This is a genomic window from Pseudomonas sp. 18-147 (assembly GCF_051048045.1).
Taxonomy (GTDB): domain Bacteria; phylum Pseudomonadota; class Gammaproteobacteria; order Pseudomonadales; family Pseudomonadaceae; genus Pseudomonas; species Pseudomonas aeruginosa.
On the sequence record NZ_CP182296.1, the window covers coordinates 4259552 to 4276807 of the forward strand.

Consider the following 17256-nt stretch of genomic DNA (forward strand, 5'->3'; position numbering starts at 1 on the left):
AGGAGACGTCCGACAGCGCCCTCCGCGATGCCGTGGGTGCGTCAGGCCGGTCTCCGGGCTCGCGAGCGAAGCGCTGGACGCTTCCAGCCGCGCCTTCCCATGCCGGAGCACAGTGGTCATCGAGCGGCTGTCTGATTCGCCTACCGTTGCGGGGGCAGCGCTGGCCTGGTTCCGACGGAACGCACCAGCTTCCCTGTTTCACCCCTTGCGGGGCACCTGTCGCAAGGCGCGCAGCTTAGTGGTTCGGGGCTTGCGCGGTCAATGTGGGCGGCCACCGCAGAACTAGCGCCCGGCTCCGGGGAGCGGGTCCGCGCGCAGCGCCGTCCCGGCCGGAGCATGGCTGCGGCACCACTGCCGCCAGGTGGCCTGCAACTGCACCAGCGCGGCGCCGGCCAGCTCGCCGCGTTCGCTGCCGGCCAGCGGGCTGGCGGCCAGGGCCTTGAGCAGGCGCGCGGTCGGCGGGTCGAGGGCGTGTTCACGCTCAGCCCGCGGGCCATCGCCCAGCAGCGCCAGGCGCAGGCGCCGCAGGTAGCGGTCGCGGGCCTGCGCCAGGGACGCCGGGACCTCCTCCAGGCACTGCCGCAGGTAGAGCAGCTCGTCGCCGAAGTCGAGTCCCATCAGGCCGTCCGACCAGGGCTGGCGGCGCCCCTCCGGCAAACGGTCGTAGCGCTGCGCCAGGCGGATCAGGCGATCCGCGGTGCGCCCGCCGAACCAGGCCTCGGCCTGCGCCGGCGAGCGCAGGGTGAGCCGCGCCAGGTCGCCGAGGGTGGCCTGCAGCATGCGCCGGTAATGGCGTTCGCCCGGCCGCAGGCTGACCAGGTTGAACACCAGCACGGCGAAGGCCACCCCGAGCACCGTCGACAGGGCGTTGTTGAGGAAGTGCGCGAGGTCGTAGCTCATGCTGTTGCTCGGCGCGACGTTCTTCACGAAGAAGATGCAGAACGGCGAGGCGATCCCGGCCAGGCTCGCCCGGTTCACGCACAGCGCGGCGAAGAACAGCGGTACGCCCAGGCCCAGGCAGAGCAGCGGGAAGCCGTCCACGCCGGGCAGGTAGAACAGTGCGACGAAGCCGGCCAGCGGGATCGACAGGAGGATCCCGCGAAGGAAGTTCAGGCCGGCCTGGGCCGGGTTGTCGCGGCTGGCGAAGAGACTCAGCACCACGCCGGTGATCGACACCGCGCCCAACCCGCTCGGCCAGGCGCTGGCCAGCCAGAACGCGGCCACGCAGAGGAACGCCAGGGCGCTGCGCAGGCCGAACAGCACGCCGCGCTCGATGTCCCGGTGCCAGGCGATGGCGCCCGGCGCCTGGCGGGTGGGCGCGCCATAGACCAGCGCCTCGACGCTGCGCCCGGCCGCCCTCGCCTCGCCGAGCAGGCGTTCGAGGCAGACCAGGCACAGGTGCAACTGTCCGTGCGCCGCGTCCAGCGCCAGGCGCAAGCGCTGCCGGCAGGCCTCGAACTCGGCCTGGCGGCCCTCGCGCAACAGTGCCTCGAGTTCTTCCAGCCAGGGCTGCAAGGCGTGCGCGCTGGCCGGATCGAGCAGCCTCCGCTCGCGAGCCACCTTGCGCGCCGCGCGCAGCAGGCCGAGCAGGTCGAGGCCTAGCACGCGCAAGGCCTGGGAACGGGCGCGGCCGAGCGCACCCTCGAACCAGGCGTGGTCGCGCTGGGCGTCCGCCGCGGCGATCCGCCCCAGCGCCGCGAGCAGCTCGCCGCGTTCGTCGGCACCGCGCAGCTCCGCCGCGGCCGCCTGCAAGCCGGCCTCCCAGGCCGCCTTGCCCTGGTTCGCCAACTGGCGTTCCAGGCGCCGCGGCCAGAGCAGCACATTCACCAGCGCCGCGCAGAGGATGCCCAGGCCGATCTCCGAGCAGCGGGCCACCGCCTGGTCGAACACCGTCGCCGGATCGGCGCTGGCCGGCAGGGCGACGATGGCCGCGGTGTAGCCGGCCAGGACGAAACCGTAGGACGCATGATTGTGCAGCAGCGACGCGCCGGCGGTGCAGAACGCCAGCCAGAGGGCCATCAGCAGGAGGAAGGGCAGCGATGCCTGGCCATAGAGTGCGACCATGCCGATGGACACCAGCGCACCGGCGCAGGTGCCGATCAGGCGGAACATGCCCTTGGCCAGGACCATGCCGCTATAGGGCTGGCTGACCACGAACACCGTCATCAATGCCCATTGCGGCTGCTCCAGCTCCAGGCCGAAGACCAGGTACAGGGCCAACCCGCCGGCCAGCAGGGCCTTCACGGCGAACTGCAATTCGTGCAGACGCGGGCACAGCAGCACCTGCACCAGGTCGGAGGAAAAGAAGGAAGGCTTGGCCATCGCGGACGCCCCGAAATACATGAGCAAGCGAATTATTAGCAAGCTAATTTTCTATTGTCCAGCCTCTCCGCGAACTTTCCGGAAGAGCGTTTCGCCCTGCGAAACCTGCGCCACGGAGGCCCACTGGAGCCGACCAACACGCCTGCGCAGAAGGCGCCAACCGGCAGCGGCACGCGCCAAGCGTTCGTATACAATATCCCGCACATTCCCAACGCCATGCAGGTTGTCCCGCTTGCCTCTCTCCATGCTCAACGCCCCTAACCTGGGCATCGCCCCTTCGGCCTCCGAGATCATCGCCAAGCACCTGCGCGAAGCGATCATCGCCGGGCATTTCGCCGAGGACGAACCGATCCGCCAGGACGACATCGCGCAACTCTTCAATGTCAGCAAGATTCCCGTCCGCGAGGCCCTCAAGCGCCTGGAGGCGGAAGGCCTGGTGCTGTTCCAGCGCAACAAGGGCGCGGTGGTGACGCGTATTTCCGAACCGGAACTGGCGCAGATGTTCGAAGTGCGGGTGCTGCTCGAGGCGCAGGCGATCCGCCTGGCGGTGCCGAACATGAACGAGACCACCTTCGCCCGCGCCGAGGCGATCTGCGCCGACTTCGTCGGCGAAGACAACGTCGGCCGCTGGGCCGAACTCAACTGGCAACTGCACGCCTGCCTCTACGAACCGGCGCAGCGGCCGTTCCTGGTCAACCTGATCCGCTCCATCCACGACAAGCTGGAACGCTACCTGCGCATGCAGATGAGCCTGTCCGAAGGCAAGCAGCGCGCCGACCAGGAACACCGCGAGATCGTCGCCGCCTGTCGCGCCGGCGATGCCGAACGGGCCGCGGCACTGATCGAGGCACATATCGTCGGGGTCTGCCGGACCCTCTACGAACACCTGCCGAACCGCCCGGCCAGCACCTGAGCCGGGCCATCCCGGCTATGCCGCTTTCGTCATCCGCCTGAGCGAAAACCCTCAAGCGCCCCGCCCCGCCGAAACGCCACCCTGTGGCGCATTCCCCGGCACAGGCGAGGGCCACCATGCAACGCATCCGCATCATCGATTCGCATACCGGCGGCGAGCCCACCCGCCTGGTCATCGGCGGTTTTCCCGATCTCGGCCAGGGCGACATGGCCGAGCGCCGGCGCCTGCTCGGCGAGCGCCATGACGCCTGGCGCGCCGCCTGCATCCTCGAACCGCGCGGCAGCGACGTACTGGTCGGCGCCCTGCTCTGCGCACCGGTCGATCCCGAAGCCTGTGCCGGAGTGATCTTCTTCAACAACAGTGGCTACCTCGGCATGTGCGGCCACGGCACCATCGGCCTGGTCGCCTCGCTGGCACACCTCGGGCGGATCGGTCCCGGCGTGCACCGCATCGAGACGCCGGTCGGCGAGGTCGAGGCGACCCTCCACGAGGACGGTTCGGTCAGCGTGCGCAACGTGCCGGCCTACCGCTACCGTCGCCAGGTCAGCGTCGAAGTGCCCGGCATCGGCCGGGTCAGCGGCGACATCGCCTGGGGCGGCAACTGGTTCTTCCTGGTCGCCGGACACGGCCAGCGCATCGCCGGCGACAACCTCGACGCCCTCACCGCCTACACCGTCGCCGTCCAGCAGGCGCTGGAAGATCAGGGCATCCGCGGCGAGGACGGCGGCGCCATCGATCACATCGAACTGTTCGCCGACGATCCCCACGCCGACAGCCGCAACTTCGTGCTCTGTCCCGGCAAGGCCTACGACCGCTCGCCCTGCGGCACCGGCACCAGCGCCAAGCTGGCCTGCCTGGCCGCCGACGGCAAGCTGCTGCCCGGCCAGCCCTGGCGCCAGGCGAGCGTGATCGGCAGCCAGTTCGAGGGGCGTTACGAATGGCTCGACGGCCAGCCCGGCGGGCCCATCGTGCCGACCATCCGCGGCCGCGCCCACGTCAGCGCGGAAGCCACCCTGCTGCTGGCGGACGACGATCCGTTCGCCTGGGGCATCCGCCGGTGAACGCCGAGGTCATCGTGGTCGGCGCCGGCATCGTCGGCAGCGCCTGCGCCCATGAACTGGCGCGTCGCGGCCTCGACGTACTGGTGCTGGACAGCCGCCGCGGCGGTGCCACCGCGGTGGGCATGGGCCATCTGGTGGCGATGGACGACAACCCGGCCGAACTGGCCCTCAGCGACTACTCGATCCAGGCCTGGCGCGCCTGGGCGGCGGATCTGCCGGAAGACTGCGCGTACCGCAATTGCGGCACCCTCTGGCTGGCCGCCGACGCCAGCGAACTCGCCGAGGCCGAACGCAAGCGCCAGGCGCTGCAAGCCGCCGGCGTTGCCTGCCGGATGCTTGGCGCCGCGCGCCTGTACGCCCTCGAACCGGCCCTGCGGCCGGGCCTGGCCGGCGCCCTGGAGGTGTCCGGCGACGGCATCCTCTACGCGCCCAACGCCGCGCGCTGGCTGCTCGACCAGGCCGGGCCGCGCCTGCGCCGGCTGTACGCCGAAGTCAGCGAAGTGGACGGCAGCCGCCTGCGCCTGGCCGACGGCCGCTGGCTGAGCGCCGAGGCGCTGGTGCTGGCCAACGGCATCCATGCCGGCGAGCTGTGCGCGGAGCTGCCGATCCGCCCGAAGAAAGGCCACCTGCTGATCACCGACCGCTATCCCGGCACCCTCCGCCATCAACTGGTGGAACTCGGCTATGTCAGCAGCGCCCACGCCAGCAGCGGTACCTCGGTAGCCTTCAACGCCCAGCCGCGCCCCACCGGGCAGGTCTTCCTCGGCTCCTCGCGGCAGTTCGACACGCTCGACCCGCAGGTGGAAGGCCCGGTGCTGGCGCGCATGCTGCGGCGTGCCCTGGACTACCTGCCGGGGCTCGCCGGCCTCAATGCGATCCGTGCCTGGACCGGCTTCCGCGCTGCCACTCCGGACGGCCTGCCGCTGCTTGGCGAGCACCCGGCGCAGCCGGGCCTGTGGCTGGCGGTCGGCCACGAGGGCCTGGGCGTGACCACCGCGCCGGGCAGCGCGCGCCTGCTCGCCGCCCAGTTGTTCGGCGAAACGCCGCCGCTGGATGCCACGCCTTATCTGCCGCAACGCTTCCTCTCCAGCTCCAGGAGTGCCCGGCCATGATCGAACTGTTCATCGACCGGCGTCCGCTGCGGGTCGCCGTCGGCACCAGCGTGGCGGCCGCCCTCGCCCTCGGCGGCGACGGCTGCTCCCGCAGCGCGGTCGGCGGCGGGCGGCGCGCGCCGTTCTGCGGCATGGGCGCGTGCCAGGAATGCCGGGTATTGATCGACGGTCGGCGACGCCTGGCCTGCCAGACCGTCTGCCAATCCGGCATGCGCGTGGAGACCCAGGCATGAGCGCCGACTACGACCTGCTGATCGTCGGTGCCGGCCCCGCCGGCCTGGCCGCAGCGCTGGCCGCCGCGCCGAGCGGCGCGCGCATCGCCCTGGTCGACGACAACCCGGCCGCCGGCGGACAGATCTGGCGCGACGGCCCGCGTGCCAGCCTGCCGCCGCGTGCCCATCAGATGCGCCAACGCCTGGCCGGGCAGGCCAATGTCGAGCACTTCCCGGCGACCCGGGTGGTCGCCTGCGGTCCCGGCAGGCGCCTGTTGCTGGAAGACCCGCAACGTGGCTGGCAGGTCGGCTACCGACGCCTGGTCCTCTGCACCGGCGCCCGCGAACTGCTGCTGCCTTTTCCCGGCTGGACCCTCCCCGGCGTCACCGGCGCCGGCGGCCTGCAGGCGTTGGCCAAGGGCGGCCTGCCACTGGCCGGCCAGCGCCTGGTGGTGGCCGGCTCCGGCCCGCTGCTGCTGGCCAGCGCCGCCAGCGCCAGCCAGTGCGGGGCGCGCCTGCTGCGCGTCGCCGAACAGGCGCCGGCGAGAACCCTGGCCGCCTTCGCCGTACGCCTCCCGCGCTGGCCCGGCAAGCTGTGGCAGGCCGCCGGCCTGTTCGCCCGTAGCTACCGCGCCGACAGCTACGTGCTCGCCGCCCTCGGCGAGGAGCGCCTGGAAGCCGTGCGCCTGCGCGAAGGCGGTCGGGTCCGCGAGATCGCCTGCGAACGCCTGGCCTGCGGCTTCGGCCTGGTGCCCAACGTGCAACTCGGCCAGGCCCTCGGCTATCGCCTCGACGGCCCGGCGCTCGCCGTCGACGAATGGCAGGCCGGCAGCCTGCCCGACCACTACGCCGCCGGCGAATGCACCGGCTTCGGCGGCAGCGAACTGGCCCTGGTGGAAGGCACCATCGCCGGCCATGCCGCCGTCGACGAGCGCGACGCGGCTCGCCGCCTGTGGCCACGACGGCGACGCTGGCAGGGCTTCGCCGACACCCTGGCGCGACACTTCGCCCTGCGTGCCGAACTGCGTCAACTGGCGGAGGCGGATACCCTGGTCTGCCGTTGCGAAGACGTCCCCTTGGCCGCGCTGGCCGGGTATGCCGGCTGGACCGAGGCCAAGCTGCACAGCCGTTGCGGCATGGGCGCCTGCCAGGGGCGGATATGCGGCAGCGCCGCGCAATTCCTGTTCGGCTGGACGCCTCCGGCGCCGCGTCCGCCGTTCAGCCCGGCGCGCCTGGAGACCCTGGCCCGCTGGCAGGGCGACGCCGGCTAGCGACGCTCGGCGCGATACAGCCAGCCGAGGCCGGCCAGCGACAGCAGCAGACCACCCAGCAGCATGGGTGTCAGCGGCTCGGCGAACATCCAGTACGCCCATAGCAGGGTCAGCGCCGGGCTCAGGTACAGCGCCGCGCTGCCACCCTGTGCGGAAAGATGGCGCAGGCCCAGCCAGTACAGGCCGTAGCCGCCGAAGGTGGGCAGCAGCACCAGCCAGGCGAGCCCGAACAGGAATCCGCCGGACAGCGGCGGCCGCAGGCTACCCTCCGCCAGCGCCAGGCCGGCGAACGCCGGCAGCGCGGCGCCGATCTGCACGAACAGCACCACGGCCAGCGATCCCGGCGCATCGTCCCAGCGCTTCTGCAACAGGGTGGCCAGGGCCAGCGCCAGCATGCCCAGCAGCGGCAGGCCGTAGGCCCAGCCCGGCGCCCGCCCCAGCGCCAACGCCGCATGCCCGGCCCAGAGCACCCCGGCGACGCCCAGGGCGATCCCCGGCCACTGCCCCGGCCGCGTTCGCTGCCCCGGCAGGACCAGCGCCAGCAAGGCCACCAGCAGCGGCAACAGGTCGGCCATCAGCGCCGCCACGCCCGGCGAGACGCCGAGTTCGATGGCCTTGGCGATCGGCGCGATGTAGCCCGCGTAGGCCAACGCCCCGATCAGCGCCTGGCGCCGCCACTGGCGCGCCGACAACCGGCGCAGCCCGGCCCAGGCGAAGGGCAGCAGCAGCGCCAGGCAAACGGCGAAGCGCCAGAAGCTGGTGAGGAACACCGGCGCCTGTTCCATGGCATAGCGGTAGCCGACGAAGCCGGAACTCCAGGCCAGTACCATGCCCAGTTGCACGGCCAGCAGGCGGGTCGCCCCGGGCATCGCTCGCGGGGTGCAGGTGGTCGCGCGCATCGCTCGCCTCCGTCGGTCAGGTTCGAGTCGAGGCTAGGCGGCCTCCGCCGCTACTATCAAACGAAACTATCTGCACCAGTCATGCAGGAAATCGGAACCATGAGCGCCAACCTGGATATCGAGCTGCTGCGTACCTTCCATGCCATCCTGCGCTTCGGCCGCTTTCTCGCCGCGGCCAGCCACCTCAACCGCAGCCCCTCGGCGGTGAGCACCCACGTCCGGCGCCTGGAGGAACTGGCCGGCGGCCGGCTGTTCGAGCGCGACAACCAGTCGGTGCGGCTGACCCCGCTGGGGCAGCGGTTCCAGCGCCAGACCGCCGAGCTGCTGGAGACCCACGACCGCGTGCTCGCCGGGTTGCGCAGACGGGAAGAGCCACTGCGGGTGCGCTTCGGCATTTCCGAGGAATACGCCGGCAAGCTGCTCGGCCGCCTCCTGCCACGCCTCGGCGCGGAACTGCCGGCGCTGGAGCTGGAGGTGCTCACCGACGCCAGCGGCAGGCTGGCCGGACGCCTGCGGCGCGGCCAGCTGGACCTCGCCCTGCTGGTGCAAGCGCAAGACGAAACCCCGTACGACGGGCACTCCCGCGAGATCGGCGGCACCCAGCCGGTGTGGGTCGCCGGCCACGGCCTGCGGATCGATCCGCAACGCCCGCTGCCGCTGGCCCTGCACGGCCAGGGTTGTCCCTATCGGCAGGCGCTGCTGGAAGCCCTCGGCGCGACGGGCCGGCGCTGGCGCACGGTGGTCAGCAGTCCCGGCGCGGCGGCGCTGGAAGCGGCCATCGAAGGCGGCCTGGCGATCGGCGTGATCGACCGTGCGCGGGTCGGCCCGACGATGCGCGTGCTGGGGCCGGCGGAGGGCTTCGCCGAACTGCCCGCCCACCGCATTCGCCTGGCCTTCGCCCCGGGAGAGCGGCCGCCGGCGCTGGAGCGCCTCGGCGAACTGATCGCCGAGGAGTTCCGGCTCTGAGCCGCTACAGCGCCGGGCGCTAGACCCGCAGGCGGTGGCCGTCTGTCAGTTTCCGGCAGCAGTCGCTCACTGCGCGGCGATGCTTTCCCGTTCACGCCACTCGCGCAGCAACGCCTGGCGCCGGCGCCGCCCTCGATGTGCGCGCCCTGCTGTCGCAGGATGGCGATATCGCGGTAGAGGGTGCGCAGGCTGATCCCCAGTTCGCCGGCGAGCACATGCCCGGCCACCGGGTAACGGTGCCGGCGCAGAATCTGCAGCAGGTCGAGCAGGCGCTGGCTACGGGACAGGGCGCCGACTCACAGTTGCTCCAGGCAGTCGCGGGCGTGGTCGTCGAGGGGGACGAAGACCAGCAGGCGATCGCCGTTCTTCGGCGCCGACCACCAGTTGGTCTGCTGCAGTTCGAATTCGCCGCAGCGCGCATGACGGAAGCGCTTGAGCTGGTTTTCGATACCCATCACCTCGTTGCGCCGCCAGATCTCGCGGAACTCCGCCGAAGCCTCCAGGCAGCGCTGCAACTGCCGCTCCCACAGCGGATCGCCCATGCGCTCGACCATTGCCGCGCGGAAGAAGCCGACCATCCGCGGCAACGCCTCCTCGCGGTTGGCCATGCAGTAGCGCCAGCGCTCGTGGGTCAGCGCCAGGTAGATGCAGTTGCGGTCTTCCTCGGGGATCTCCGCCAGGTCGATGCCCACCAGCCGGCAATAGGCGCGGTTGTAGCCGCGGATGTCGAAACGGGCGTTCTGCACCATGGCCGGCAACGGGTCGAGGGCATCGAGGATGGCCTGGGTGGCGGCCGAGGGCTTCTCGCAGACCGCCCGCCGCGCCGAGGTCGGCGCGGCCAGCCCGGCGAGGTTGAACAGGTGGTGGGTTTCCGTCTCGTTGCACAGCAGGGCCCGAACGATGGCTCCGATCACCTGCTCCGAAGCGCGTACCGCGCGGCCCTGCTCCAGCCAGGTGTACCAGGTCACGCCGACCCCGGCGAGCTGCGCCACCTCCTCGCGACGCAGGCCCGGCGTGCGTCGGCGGCCGAGGCGGGAAATGCCGACCCGCTGCGGCTCGATGCTTTCCCGCCGGCGGCGCAGGAAGGCCCCCAGCTGTTCGGCGCGGGACGGCTGCGCGGGGCTTTCCGCAGAGTGGCTGGCAGGGGCGTCGAGGGGCATGGCGAAGTCCTCCGAAGGGCAGACGGGTAGCGCCAATACCAGGATAAGCAAGAACTGGTACCGGGTTAGCCAGAAGCGCATGCTGCCAGCCCACTCCCCTCCGCACAAGGACTCCGCCCATGCCCAGCGCCGTCTCGTCGTCGCGGCTCGGCCTCGCCGGGCTCTGCATCCTGCTGGCGGGGCAACTGTTGCCGATGATCGATTTCTCCATCGTCAACGTCGCCCTCGACGCCCTCGCCCATTCCCTCGGCGCCAGCGAAACCGAACTGGAACTGATCGTCGCCGTCTACGGCGTGGCCTTCGCCGTGTGCCTGGCGATGGGCGGCCGGCTTGGCGACAACTACGGCCGTCGCCGCCTGTTCGATCTCGGCGTCGCCCTGTTCGCCGTCGCCTCGTTGCTTTGCGGGCTGGCCGGTTCGGTCTGGCTGCTGTTGGTGGCGCGCGCCCTGCAGGGCGTCGGCGCGGCGCTGGTCGTGCCGCAGATTCTCGCCACCCTGCATGTCAGCCTCAGCGGCCACGCGCATTCCCGCGCGCTGGCCGCCTACGGCGCCATCGGCGGCCTGGCCTTCGTCGTCGGCCAGGTGCTCGGCGGCTTCCTGGTCTCCGCCGATATCGGCGGCCTCGGCTGGCGCAGCGTGTTCCTGATCAACCTGCCGATCTGCCTCGGCATTCTCCTTTGCAGCCGCCGCTGGGTACCGGAGACCCGCGCCGAGCATGCCGCCCGCGTCGACGCGCCGGGCACCCTGCTGCTCGCCGCGCTGATCCTCTGCCTGCTGCTGCCGCTGGCTCTCGGCCCATCGCTGCACTGGTCCTGGCCCTGCGCCCTGCTGCTGGCGGCGGCGGTGCCGCTGCTGGCCTGGCTGTGGCGCACCGAGCTGCGCCAGGAACGCCGCCAGGCCTGGCCGTTGCTGCCGCCGTCGCTGCTGCGCCTGCCGAGCATCCGCTTCGGCCTGTTACTGGCGATCCTGTTCTTCGCCTGCTGGAGCGGCTTCATGTTCGCCCTCGCCCTGGCCCTGCAGGCCGGCGCCGGTCTCTCGCCGGTACAGGCCGGCAATGCCTTCATCGCCCTCGGCGCCTCCTACTTCGTCTCGGCGCTGCTCACCGCCCGGGTGGCGGCGCGGATCGGCCCGGTACGCCTGCTGCTGCTCGGCTGCGTCATCCAGATGTGCGGCCTGCTCGGCCTGATGCTGACCCTGCAACGGGTCTGGCCGCAGCCGGGCATCCTCAACCTGGCGCCGGCGACCCTGGTGATCGGCTTCGGCCAGGCGTTCATCGTCAGCAGCTTCTTCCGCATCGGCCTCTCGGAGGTGCCGGCCGCCCAGGCCGGCGCCGGCAGCGCCATGCTCGCCACCGTCCAGCAGGCCTCCCTCGGCCTCGGCTCGGCGCTGCTCGGCGCGGTGTTCGCGCACAGGCTGGAGCGCCATGGCGACTACCTGGAAGCGACGCAGACGACCCTGGCCGTCGAGTTCGTCCTGATGACGCTGCTGCTCGGCGCCACCTGCCTCTTCTACCTGCGCCGCGTGCGCACGGTGCCATTGCGCTGCGACTCGCCGGGCAACTGAGGCGCGCGGCCGGGCCCTGTTCCCGGCCGCCGGCGCCCCGTATGCTGGCGCGGTCCCCCAGCCAGGCCTTCGCCCCGATGCACGACCTGCTCGCCGCCCCGCCCCCCGCCGACCTCGCCAGCCTGCTGGCCAGCCTGCGCCAGGTCGAGGCGCTGCTCGACGCCATGCCCGGCGTGGTGTTCTTCGTCAAGGACGAGCGCGCCCGCTACGTCCTGGTCAACCGCACCCTGGCACGCCGCTGCGGCGTGAAGGACAAGGCCGAACTGCTCGGCCGCAGCGCCGACGAGGTCTTCCCTTCCAGCCTCGGTCCGCTCTATGCCGAGCAGGATCGGCGCGTGCTGCGCGGCGGCGCGACGCTGGAGAACCAGTTGGAGCTGCACCTCTATCCCGGTCGCCAGCCGGGCTGGTGCCTGACCCACAAGCAGGCGCTGCGCGATGCCGACGGGGCGATCATCGGCATGGCCGGCATCTCCCACGACCTGCCGGCGGCGCAGTCGGCGCACCCGGCCTACGGGCGGCTGGCGGCGGTGGATGCGCATATCCGCGAGCACTACGACCAGCCGCTCAGCCTCGCCGATCTCACTACCATCGCCGGGCTCTCGGTGGCGCAACTGGAACGTCACTGCAAGCGCATCTTCCAGCTCACCCCACGGCAGATGATCCACAAGGCGCGGCTCGGCGCCGCCTCGCAACTGCTCGCCGGCGACGCGCCGATCACCGAGATCGCCCTGCGCTGCGGCTACACCGACCACAGCGCCTTCAGCCGCCAGTTCAAGGCGCTCACCGGACTCTCGCCGAGCCAGTACCGCGAGACCCATCGCCAGCCCCGAAAAGCGTAACGCCTCGCCCCGCCACGGGGCGGCGGTAGCAATCCTGCTCCCTTTTGTAACACCGCCGGCCGCGCCCGAGCGGGGCGCAGTCCGGCGCGGCCTGGCACAGCGACGCGCCAGCCAAAGCGGTCGCGCTCCAGCGAAAGGTTTTTTATCGCCGTCGGACGAGGTTCTGGCACAGCCATTGCTCACTTAAAAATATCGTATACGAAATCACAAATACGGGATTTGCCGCCCTCCCACTCAACCGCATCGCCAGAGGCCCCCATGAATACCAAGAAGACCCTTGCCCTAGCCCTCACCGCTGCCCTGGGCTGTTCCCTCGCCGGTCTCGCCCAGGCCGACAAGCTCGACGACATCATCGAGTCCGGCAAGCTGCGCTGCGCCGTCACCCTGGACTTTCCGCCGATGGGCTCGCGCGATGCACAGAACAACCCGGTGGGCTTCGACGTCGATTACTGCAACGACCTGGCGAAGGCCCTGGACGTCAAGGCGGAGATCGTCGAGACGCCCTTTCCCGACCGCATCCCGGCGCTGGTGTCGGGTCGCGCCGACGTGATCGTCGCATCCACCTCGGACACCCTGGAGCGGGCCAAGACCATCGGCATGAGCATCCCCTACTTCGCCTTCGTCAAGGTGGTACTGACCCGCGAGGACACCGGCATCGCCAGCTACAAGGACCTCAAGGGCCGCCCGGTCGGCGGCACCGCCGGCACCTTCGAGGCGCTGGCCCTGGAGAAGGACAGCAAGGCCTGGGGCGACGCCAAGGGCAGCTTCCGCGCCTACCAGTCCGAGGCCGACACCGCCCTGGCGATCAGCCAGGGGCATATCGACGCCACGGTCGTCTCTTCCACCGTCGCCGCCTCGTGGATCAAGTCGGGCAAGTACAAGGGCCTGAAGATCGCCGGCGACGCGCCCTATGACATCGACTACGTGGCCCTCGGCGCCAAGCGCAACGAATACGGCCTGCTCAACTACCTGAACCTGTTCATCAACCAGCAGGTGCGCACCGGCCGCTACGCCGAGCTGGCGCAGAAATGGGTCGGCGGCACGGCGCCGGAGCTGACCACCAGCGCGGTCTACCGCTGAAGCCGAGGGCGCGGTCCGCCGCCGGGCCGCGCCGTTTCCCCCCGTCCTGGATGCGCCGATGAAGCACGCACACCTCATCGTTCCCCGTACCCTGGTCGCCGGCAGCGCGTCCGGCGAACTGCTGTACGCACCGACCGGCCTGAGCTTCTGGGGCGGCGTCGACCCGCGCAGCGCGGAAGTGATCGACCGTCACCACCCGCTCAGCGGCCGCCATCTACACGGCAGGCTGCTGGCGATTCCCGGTGGGCGCGGCTCCTGTACCGGCAGCAGCGTACTGCTGGAACTGATCCTCGGCGGACGTGCGCCGGCGGCGATCCTCCTGCGCGAACCGGACGAAATCCTCGCCCTCGGCGCGATCGTCGCCGAGGAACTGTTCGGCCGCTCGCTACCCATCGCCTGTCTCGGCGAGCGCTTCGACGAACTCGCCGCCTATCCCTGGGCGCGCCTGGCCGACGGACGCCTGGAACTCCACCGCGATGCCCCGCCGCCGCTGGAGGCCCGACCCGCCGAAGCGCTGGCGACCGATGCCGGCCCGCGACTGGACGCCTTCGACCAGGCCCTGCTCGCCGGCAAACACGGCGAAGCCGCACGCCTGGCGATGCGCATCGTCCTGCGCATGGCGGCGTTGCAGGGCGCGCAACGGCTGATCGACATCCAGCGCGCGCACATCGACGCTTGCATCTACACCGGCCCGGCCGGCCTGCGCTTCGCCGAGACCCTGCGCGACCTCGGTGCCCGGGTGCGGGTACCGACCACCCTCAACGCCATCTCCGTGGACCAGCGCCGTTGGCGCGAACAGGGCGTACCCGCCGCCCTCGGCGAGCCAGCCGCGGCCCTGGCCCAGGCCTATCTCGACATGGGCGCGCAGCCCAGCTTCACCTGCGCGCCCTACCTGCTCGACGACAGCGCGCGGGCCGGCGAACAGATCGTCTGGGCCGAGTCCAACGCGGTGCTCTTCGCCAACAGCGTGCTCGGCGCACGCACCAACAAGTACGCCGACTTCATGGATATCTGCTGCGCCCTCACCGGTCGCGCGCCGCTGGCCGGCTGTCACCTCGACGAGCAGCGCCAGGCGCGGGTACTGATCGAAGTGGAAGACCTCGGCAGCGTCGACGATGCCTTCTACCCGACCCTCGGCTACCTCTGCGGCCTGCTCTGCGACGGACAGATCCCGGCGATCGACGGCCTGCGGCAGCGGCAGCCGGACCACGACGCGCTCAAGGCCTTCGGCGCGGCGCTGGGCACCAGTTCCTCGGTGCCGATGTTCCACGTCATCGGCGTCACCCCGGAAGCCCCTGACCTGGCCAGCGCCTTCGGCGGCCGCGCGCCGCGGCGGACCCTGCGGGTCGGACGCGAGCGCCTACGCGACGCCTGGCGCGAGCTGGACAGCGCCGGCGAGACGCGGATCGCCCTGGTGGCGCTGGGCAACCCGCACTTCTCCGCCAGCGAATTCGCCCAGCTCGCCGCGCTCTGCCACGGCCGCCGCAGACACCCGGAGGTAGCGCTGGTGATCACCAGCAGCCGGCAGGTCGTCGCCCAGGCCGAAGCGGCCGGGCACCTGGCGACGCTGCAGGCGTTCGGCGCGCGGCTGGTCACCGACACCTGCTGGTGCATGCTCGACGAACCGCTGGTGCCGCCGGGCGCGCGCACCCTGATGACCAACTCCGCCAAGTATGCCCACTACGCCCCCGGACTGGTCGGCCGCCAGGTGCGCTTCGCCGGCCTCGCCGGCTGCGTCGAGGCCGCCGTCGGCGGGCGGGCCCCCGCCGGGCTGCCCGCCTGGTTGAGCGAGGACTGCTGATGTTCGACTACACCTTCCACTGGCGCTCGGCATTCAACGCCCTGCCGGAGATGCTCGCCGGCAGCCTGGTGACGCTCCAGGTCACCGCGCTGTCGATGCTCTTCGGCATCCTCATCGCCCTGCTCCTGGCCTTCGCCCGGCTCGGCGGTAACCGCCCGCTGCGCGCCGCCGCCGGAGCCTGGATCTCCATCGCGCGGAATACCCCGGCGCTGTTCCAGATCTACATCCTCTACTTCGGCCTGGGCTCCTTCGGCCTGCACGTCAGTTCCTGGTTCGCCCTGCTCGCCGGGGTCACCTTCAACAACGCCGGCTACCTCGCCGAGACCTTCCGCGGCGGCCTCCAGGCGGTGCCCGAGACCCAGTTGCGGGCGGCCCGCTCGCTGGGCATGAGCGCGCCGCAGGCCTATCGCCTGGTGGTGATCCCGCAGCTGCTGCGGGTGGTGTTCTACCCGCTGACCAACCAGTTGGTCTGGGCCATGCTGATGACCTCCCTCGGCGTGGTGGTGGGCCTGACCGACGACCTCACCGGCGTCACCCAGGCACTCAACGTCAAGACCTTCCGCACCTTCGAATACTTCGCCCTGGCCGCCGTCCTCTACTTCGCCATGGCCAAGCTGCTGGTGCTGGCCGCCCGCCTGCTGGGCTGGCGCCTGTTCCGTTACTGAGGGGAATGCCGTGTTCACCACCAGCCTCACCGCCAACGACCTGCTGTTCCTCCTGCAAGGCGCCTGGACCACCCTCGCCATCACCGCCATGGCGATGCTGATCGGCACCCTGCTGGGTGTCGTCTTCGGCCTGCTCCGCGCCCTGCTGCCACGCGCCAGCCTGCCGCTGGCGGCGCTGCTCGACGTATTCCGCAGCGTGCCGCTGCTGATCCAGTTCGTCCTGCTCAATTCCTTCAAGAGCATCCTCGGCCTCGACTGGAGCGCCTTCGCCGTGGCCTGCCTGGTGCTCGGCGTGTACGCCGCCGCCTACTGCACCGAGGTGGTCCGCGGCGGCGTCCTCTCGGTACCGCCGAGCGTGCGCCGGGCGGCGCGTTCCCTGGGCCTGAGCTATCGCCAGGACCTGTTCCACATCGTCCTGCCGATGGCCGCCCGGGTGGCCTTCCCCGGTTGGGTCAACCTGACCCTGTCGGTGATGAAGGACACCTCGCTGGTGCTCTGGATCGGCATCGTCGAACTGCTGCGCGCCTCGCAGACCATCGTCACGCGCATCCAGGAACCGCTCTTCGTGCTCTGCATCGCGGGGCTCGTCTATTACCTCATGAGCTGGGTGGTCGCGCGACTCGGCGCCCGGCTGGAACGGAGATGGCAGCAATGATCGAGATCAGCGACGTGCACAAGGCCTACGGCCAGTTCGAGGTGGTCAAGGGTGTCGACCTGAGGGTGGACAAGGGCGAGGTGCTGTCGATCATCGGCGGCTCCGGTTCCGGCAAGTCGACCCTGCTGATGTGCATCAACGGCCTGGAGCCGATCCAGCGCGGCAGCATCCGCGTCGACGGCATCGACGTGCATGCCCGCGGTACCGACCTCAACCGCCTGCGGCGGAAGATCGGCATCGTCTTCCAGCAGTGGAACGCCTTCCCCCACCTGACCGTGCTGGAAAACGTCATGCTCGCGCCGCGCAAGGTGCTCGGCAAGAGCCGCGCCGAAGCCGAGGCGATGGCGCTGAAGCAACTCACCCACGTCGGTCTCGGCGACAAGCTCAAGGTCTTCCCCCAGCGCCTTTCCGGCGGCCAGCAACAGCGCATGGCGATCGCCCGGGCGCTGGCGATGTCGCCGGACTACATGCTGTTCGACGAAGCCACCTCGGCGCTCGACCCGCAGTTGGTCGGCGAGGTGCTGGACACCATGCGCCTGCTCGCCGAGGAAGGCATGACCATGGTCCTGGTCACCCACGAGATCCGCTTCGCCCGCGACGTGTCCGACCGGGTGGCGTTCTTCCGCAATGGCCTGGTCCACGAGATCGGCACCCCCGACCAGGTGATCGGCAACCCGCAGCGGCCGGAGACGGTGGAATTCCTCCGCTCGGTGCTCTGAGCCCGCCCCCGCACAGGAG

The 17256-nt window shown here is 71.0% G+C and carries 16 protein-coding genes and 1 riboswitch; of the genes, 13 read left to right on the plus strand and 3 right to left on the minus strand.

Annotated features, from left to right (window positions below; translation table 11 throughout):
- Positions 1-27: 27 nt before the first annotated feature.
- Positions 28-235: riboswitch (cobalamin riboswitch) on the minus strand.
- Between the two features lie 47 nt (positions 236-282).
- Entirely contained in the window at positions 283-2322 is a 2040-nt protein-coding gene (locus ACM0M4_RS20140) for an FUSC family protein (protein ID WP_031761362.1), read from the minus strand.
- Between the two features lie 244 nt (positions 2323-2566).
- Between ACM0M4_RS20140 and ACM0M4_RS20145 the strand changes: the two genes are divergently transcribed.
- From ACM0M4_RS20145 to ACM0M4_RS20165, 5 genes are all read left to right on the plus strand, one after another.
- Positions 2567-3235, plus strand: coding sequence for a GntR family transcriptional regulator (locus ACM0M4_RS20145; RefSeq protein ID WP_003082581.1), 669 nt, complete (start codon positions 2567-2569; stop codon positions 3233-3235).
- A gap of 116 nt (positions 3236-3351) precedes the next feature.
- A complete protein-coding gene (locus tag ACM0M4_RS20150) occupies positions 3352-4296 on the plus strand; it encodes a 4-hydroxyproline epimerase (protein ID WP_003161795.1) in 945 nt (314 codons plus the stop codon).
- The gene (lhpB, locus tag ACM0M4_RS20155) at positions 4293-5408 is read left to right on the plus strand and encodes a D-hydroxyproline dehydrogenase subunit beta LhpB (RefSeq protein WP_010793949.1); all 1116 of its coding nucleotides are present in this window, start codon (positions 4293-4295) and stop codon (positions 5406-5408) included. The genes ACM0M4_RS20150 and lhpB overlap by 4 nt, the downstream gene beginning before the upstream one ends.
- Positions 5405-5641, plus strand: a complete 237-nt coding sequence (locus ACM0M4_RS20160) for a (2Fe-2S)-binding protein (protein ID WP_003114956.1) — start codon at positions 5405-5407, stop codon at positions 5639-5641. The genes lhpB and ACM0M4_RS20160 overlap by 4 nt, the downstream gene beginning before the upstream one ends.
- On the plus strand, positions 5638-6891 hold the full coding sequence (locus ACM0M4_RS20165; protein ID WP_221345420.1) for an NAD(P)/FAD-dependent oxidoreductase: 1254 nt from the start codon (positions 5638-5640) through the stop codon (positions 6889-6891). Before ACM0M4_RS20160 ends, ACM0M4_RS20165 begins: the two co-directional genes overlap by 4 nt.
- Here ACM0M4_RS20165 and ACM0M4_RS20170 read toward each other — a convergent pair.
- Positions 6888-7790, minus strand: a complete 903-nt coding sequence (locus tag ACM0M4_RS20170; RefSeq protein ID WP_115288831.1) for a DMT family transporter — start codon at positions 7788-7790, stop codon at positions 6888-6890. The two genes, ACM0M4_RS20165 and ACM0M4_RS20170, sit on opposite strands and share 4 nt — an antisense overlap.
- 99 nt (positions 7791-7889) lie before the next feature.
- On the opposite strand from ACM0M4_RS20170, the gene ACM0M4_RS20175 reads away from it, so the two are divergent.
- On the plus strand, positions 7890-8756 hold the full coding sequence (locus ACM0M4_RS20175) for a LysR family transcriptional regulator (protein ID WP_003082572.1): 867 nt from the start codon (positions 7890-7892) through the stop codon (positions 8754-8756).
- 296 nt (positions 8757-9052) lie between these two features.
- On the opposite strand, the gene ACM0M4_RS20180 is transcribed toward ACM0M4_RS20175, so the two are convergent.
- Positions 9053-9997, minus strand: a complete 945-nt coding sequence (locus tag ACM0M4_RS20180) for a helix-turn-helix transcriptional regulator (RefSeq protein WP_221345421.1) — start codon at positions 9995-9997, stop codon at positions 9053-9055.
- Positions 9998-10035: 38 nt separating this feature from the next.
- Here ACM0M4_RS20180 and ACM0M4_RS20185 point away from each other — a divergent pair, with 38 nt between their 5' ends.
- From ACM0M4_RS20185 to ACM0M4_RS20215, 7 genes are all read left to right on the plus strand, one after another.
- Positions 10036-11478 (plus strand): MFS transporter, encoded by a 1443-nt coding sequence (locus tag ACM0M4_RS20185; RefSeq protein ID WP_015503268.1) that lies wholly within the window; start codon positions 10036-10038, stop codon positions 11476-11478.
- Positions 11479-11519: 41 nt separating this feature from the next.
- Positions 11520-12317, plus strand: coding sequence for an AraC family transcriptional regulator (locus tag ACM0M4_RS20190; RefSeq protein WP_010793945.1), 798 nt, complete (start codon positions 11520-11522; stop codon positions 12315-12317).
- 258 nt (positions 12318-12575) lie between these two features.
- Complete coding sequence (locus tag ACM0M4_RS20195; RefSeq protein ID WP_014834078.1) at positions 12576-13397, plus strand: ABC transporter substrate-binding protein; 822 nt, start codon at positions 12576-12578, stop codon at positions 13395-13397.
- Positions 13398-13455: 58 nt separating this feature from the next.
- Positions 13456-15198, plus strand: coding sequence for a cis-3-hydroxy-L-proline dehydratase (gene lhpI, locus ACM0M4_RS20200; RefSeq protein WP_115288833.1), 1743 nt, complete (start codon positions 13456-13458; stop codon positions 15196-15198).
- A complete protein-coding gene (locus ACM0M4_RS20205; RefSeq protein WP_003082559.1) occupies positions 15198-15863 on the plus strand; it encodes an amino acid ABC transporter permease in 666 nt (221 codons plus the stop codon). The genes lhpI and ACM0M4_RS20205 overlap by 1 nt, the downstream gene beginning before the upstream one ends.
- Before the next feature lie 10 nt (positions 15864-15873).
- Entirely contained in the window at positions 15874-16518 is a 645-nt protein-coding gene (locus ACM0M4_RS20210; RefSeq protein ID WP_003082557.1) for an amino acid ABC transporter permease, read from the plus strand.
- Entirely contained in the window at positions 16515-17237 is a 723-nt protein-coding gene (locus tag ACM0M4_RS20215; RefSeq protein ID WP_003082555.1) for an amino acid ABC transporter ATP-binding protein, read from the plus strand. The genes ACM0M4_RS20210 and ACM0M4_RS20215 overlap by 4 nt, the downstream gene beginning before the upstream one ends.
- The last annotated feature ends 19 nt before the right edge of the window (positions 17238-17256 follow it).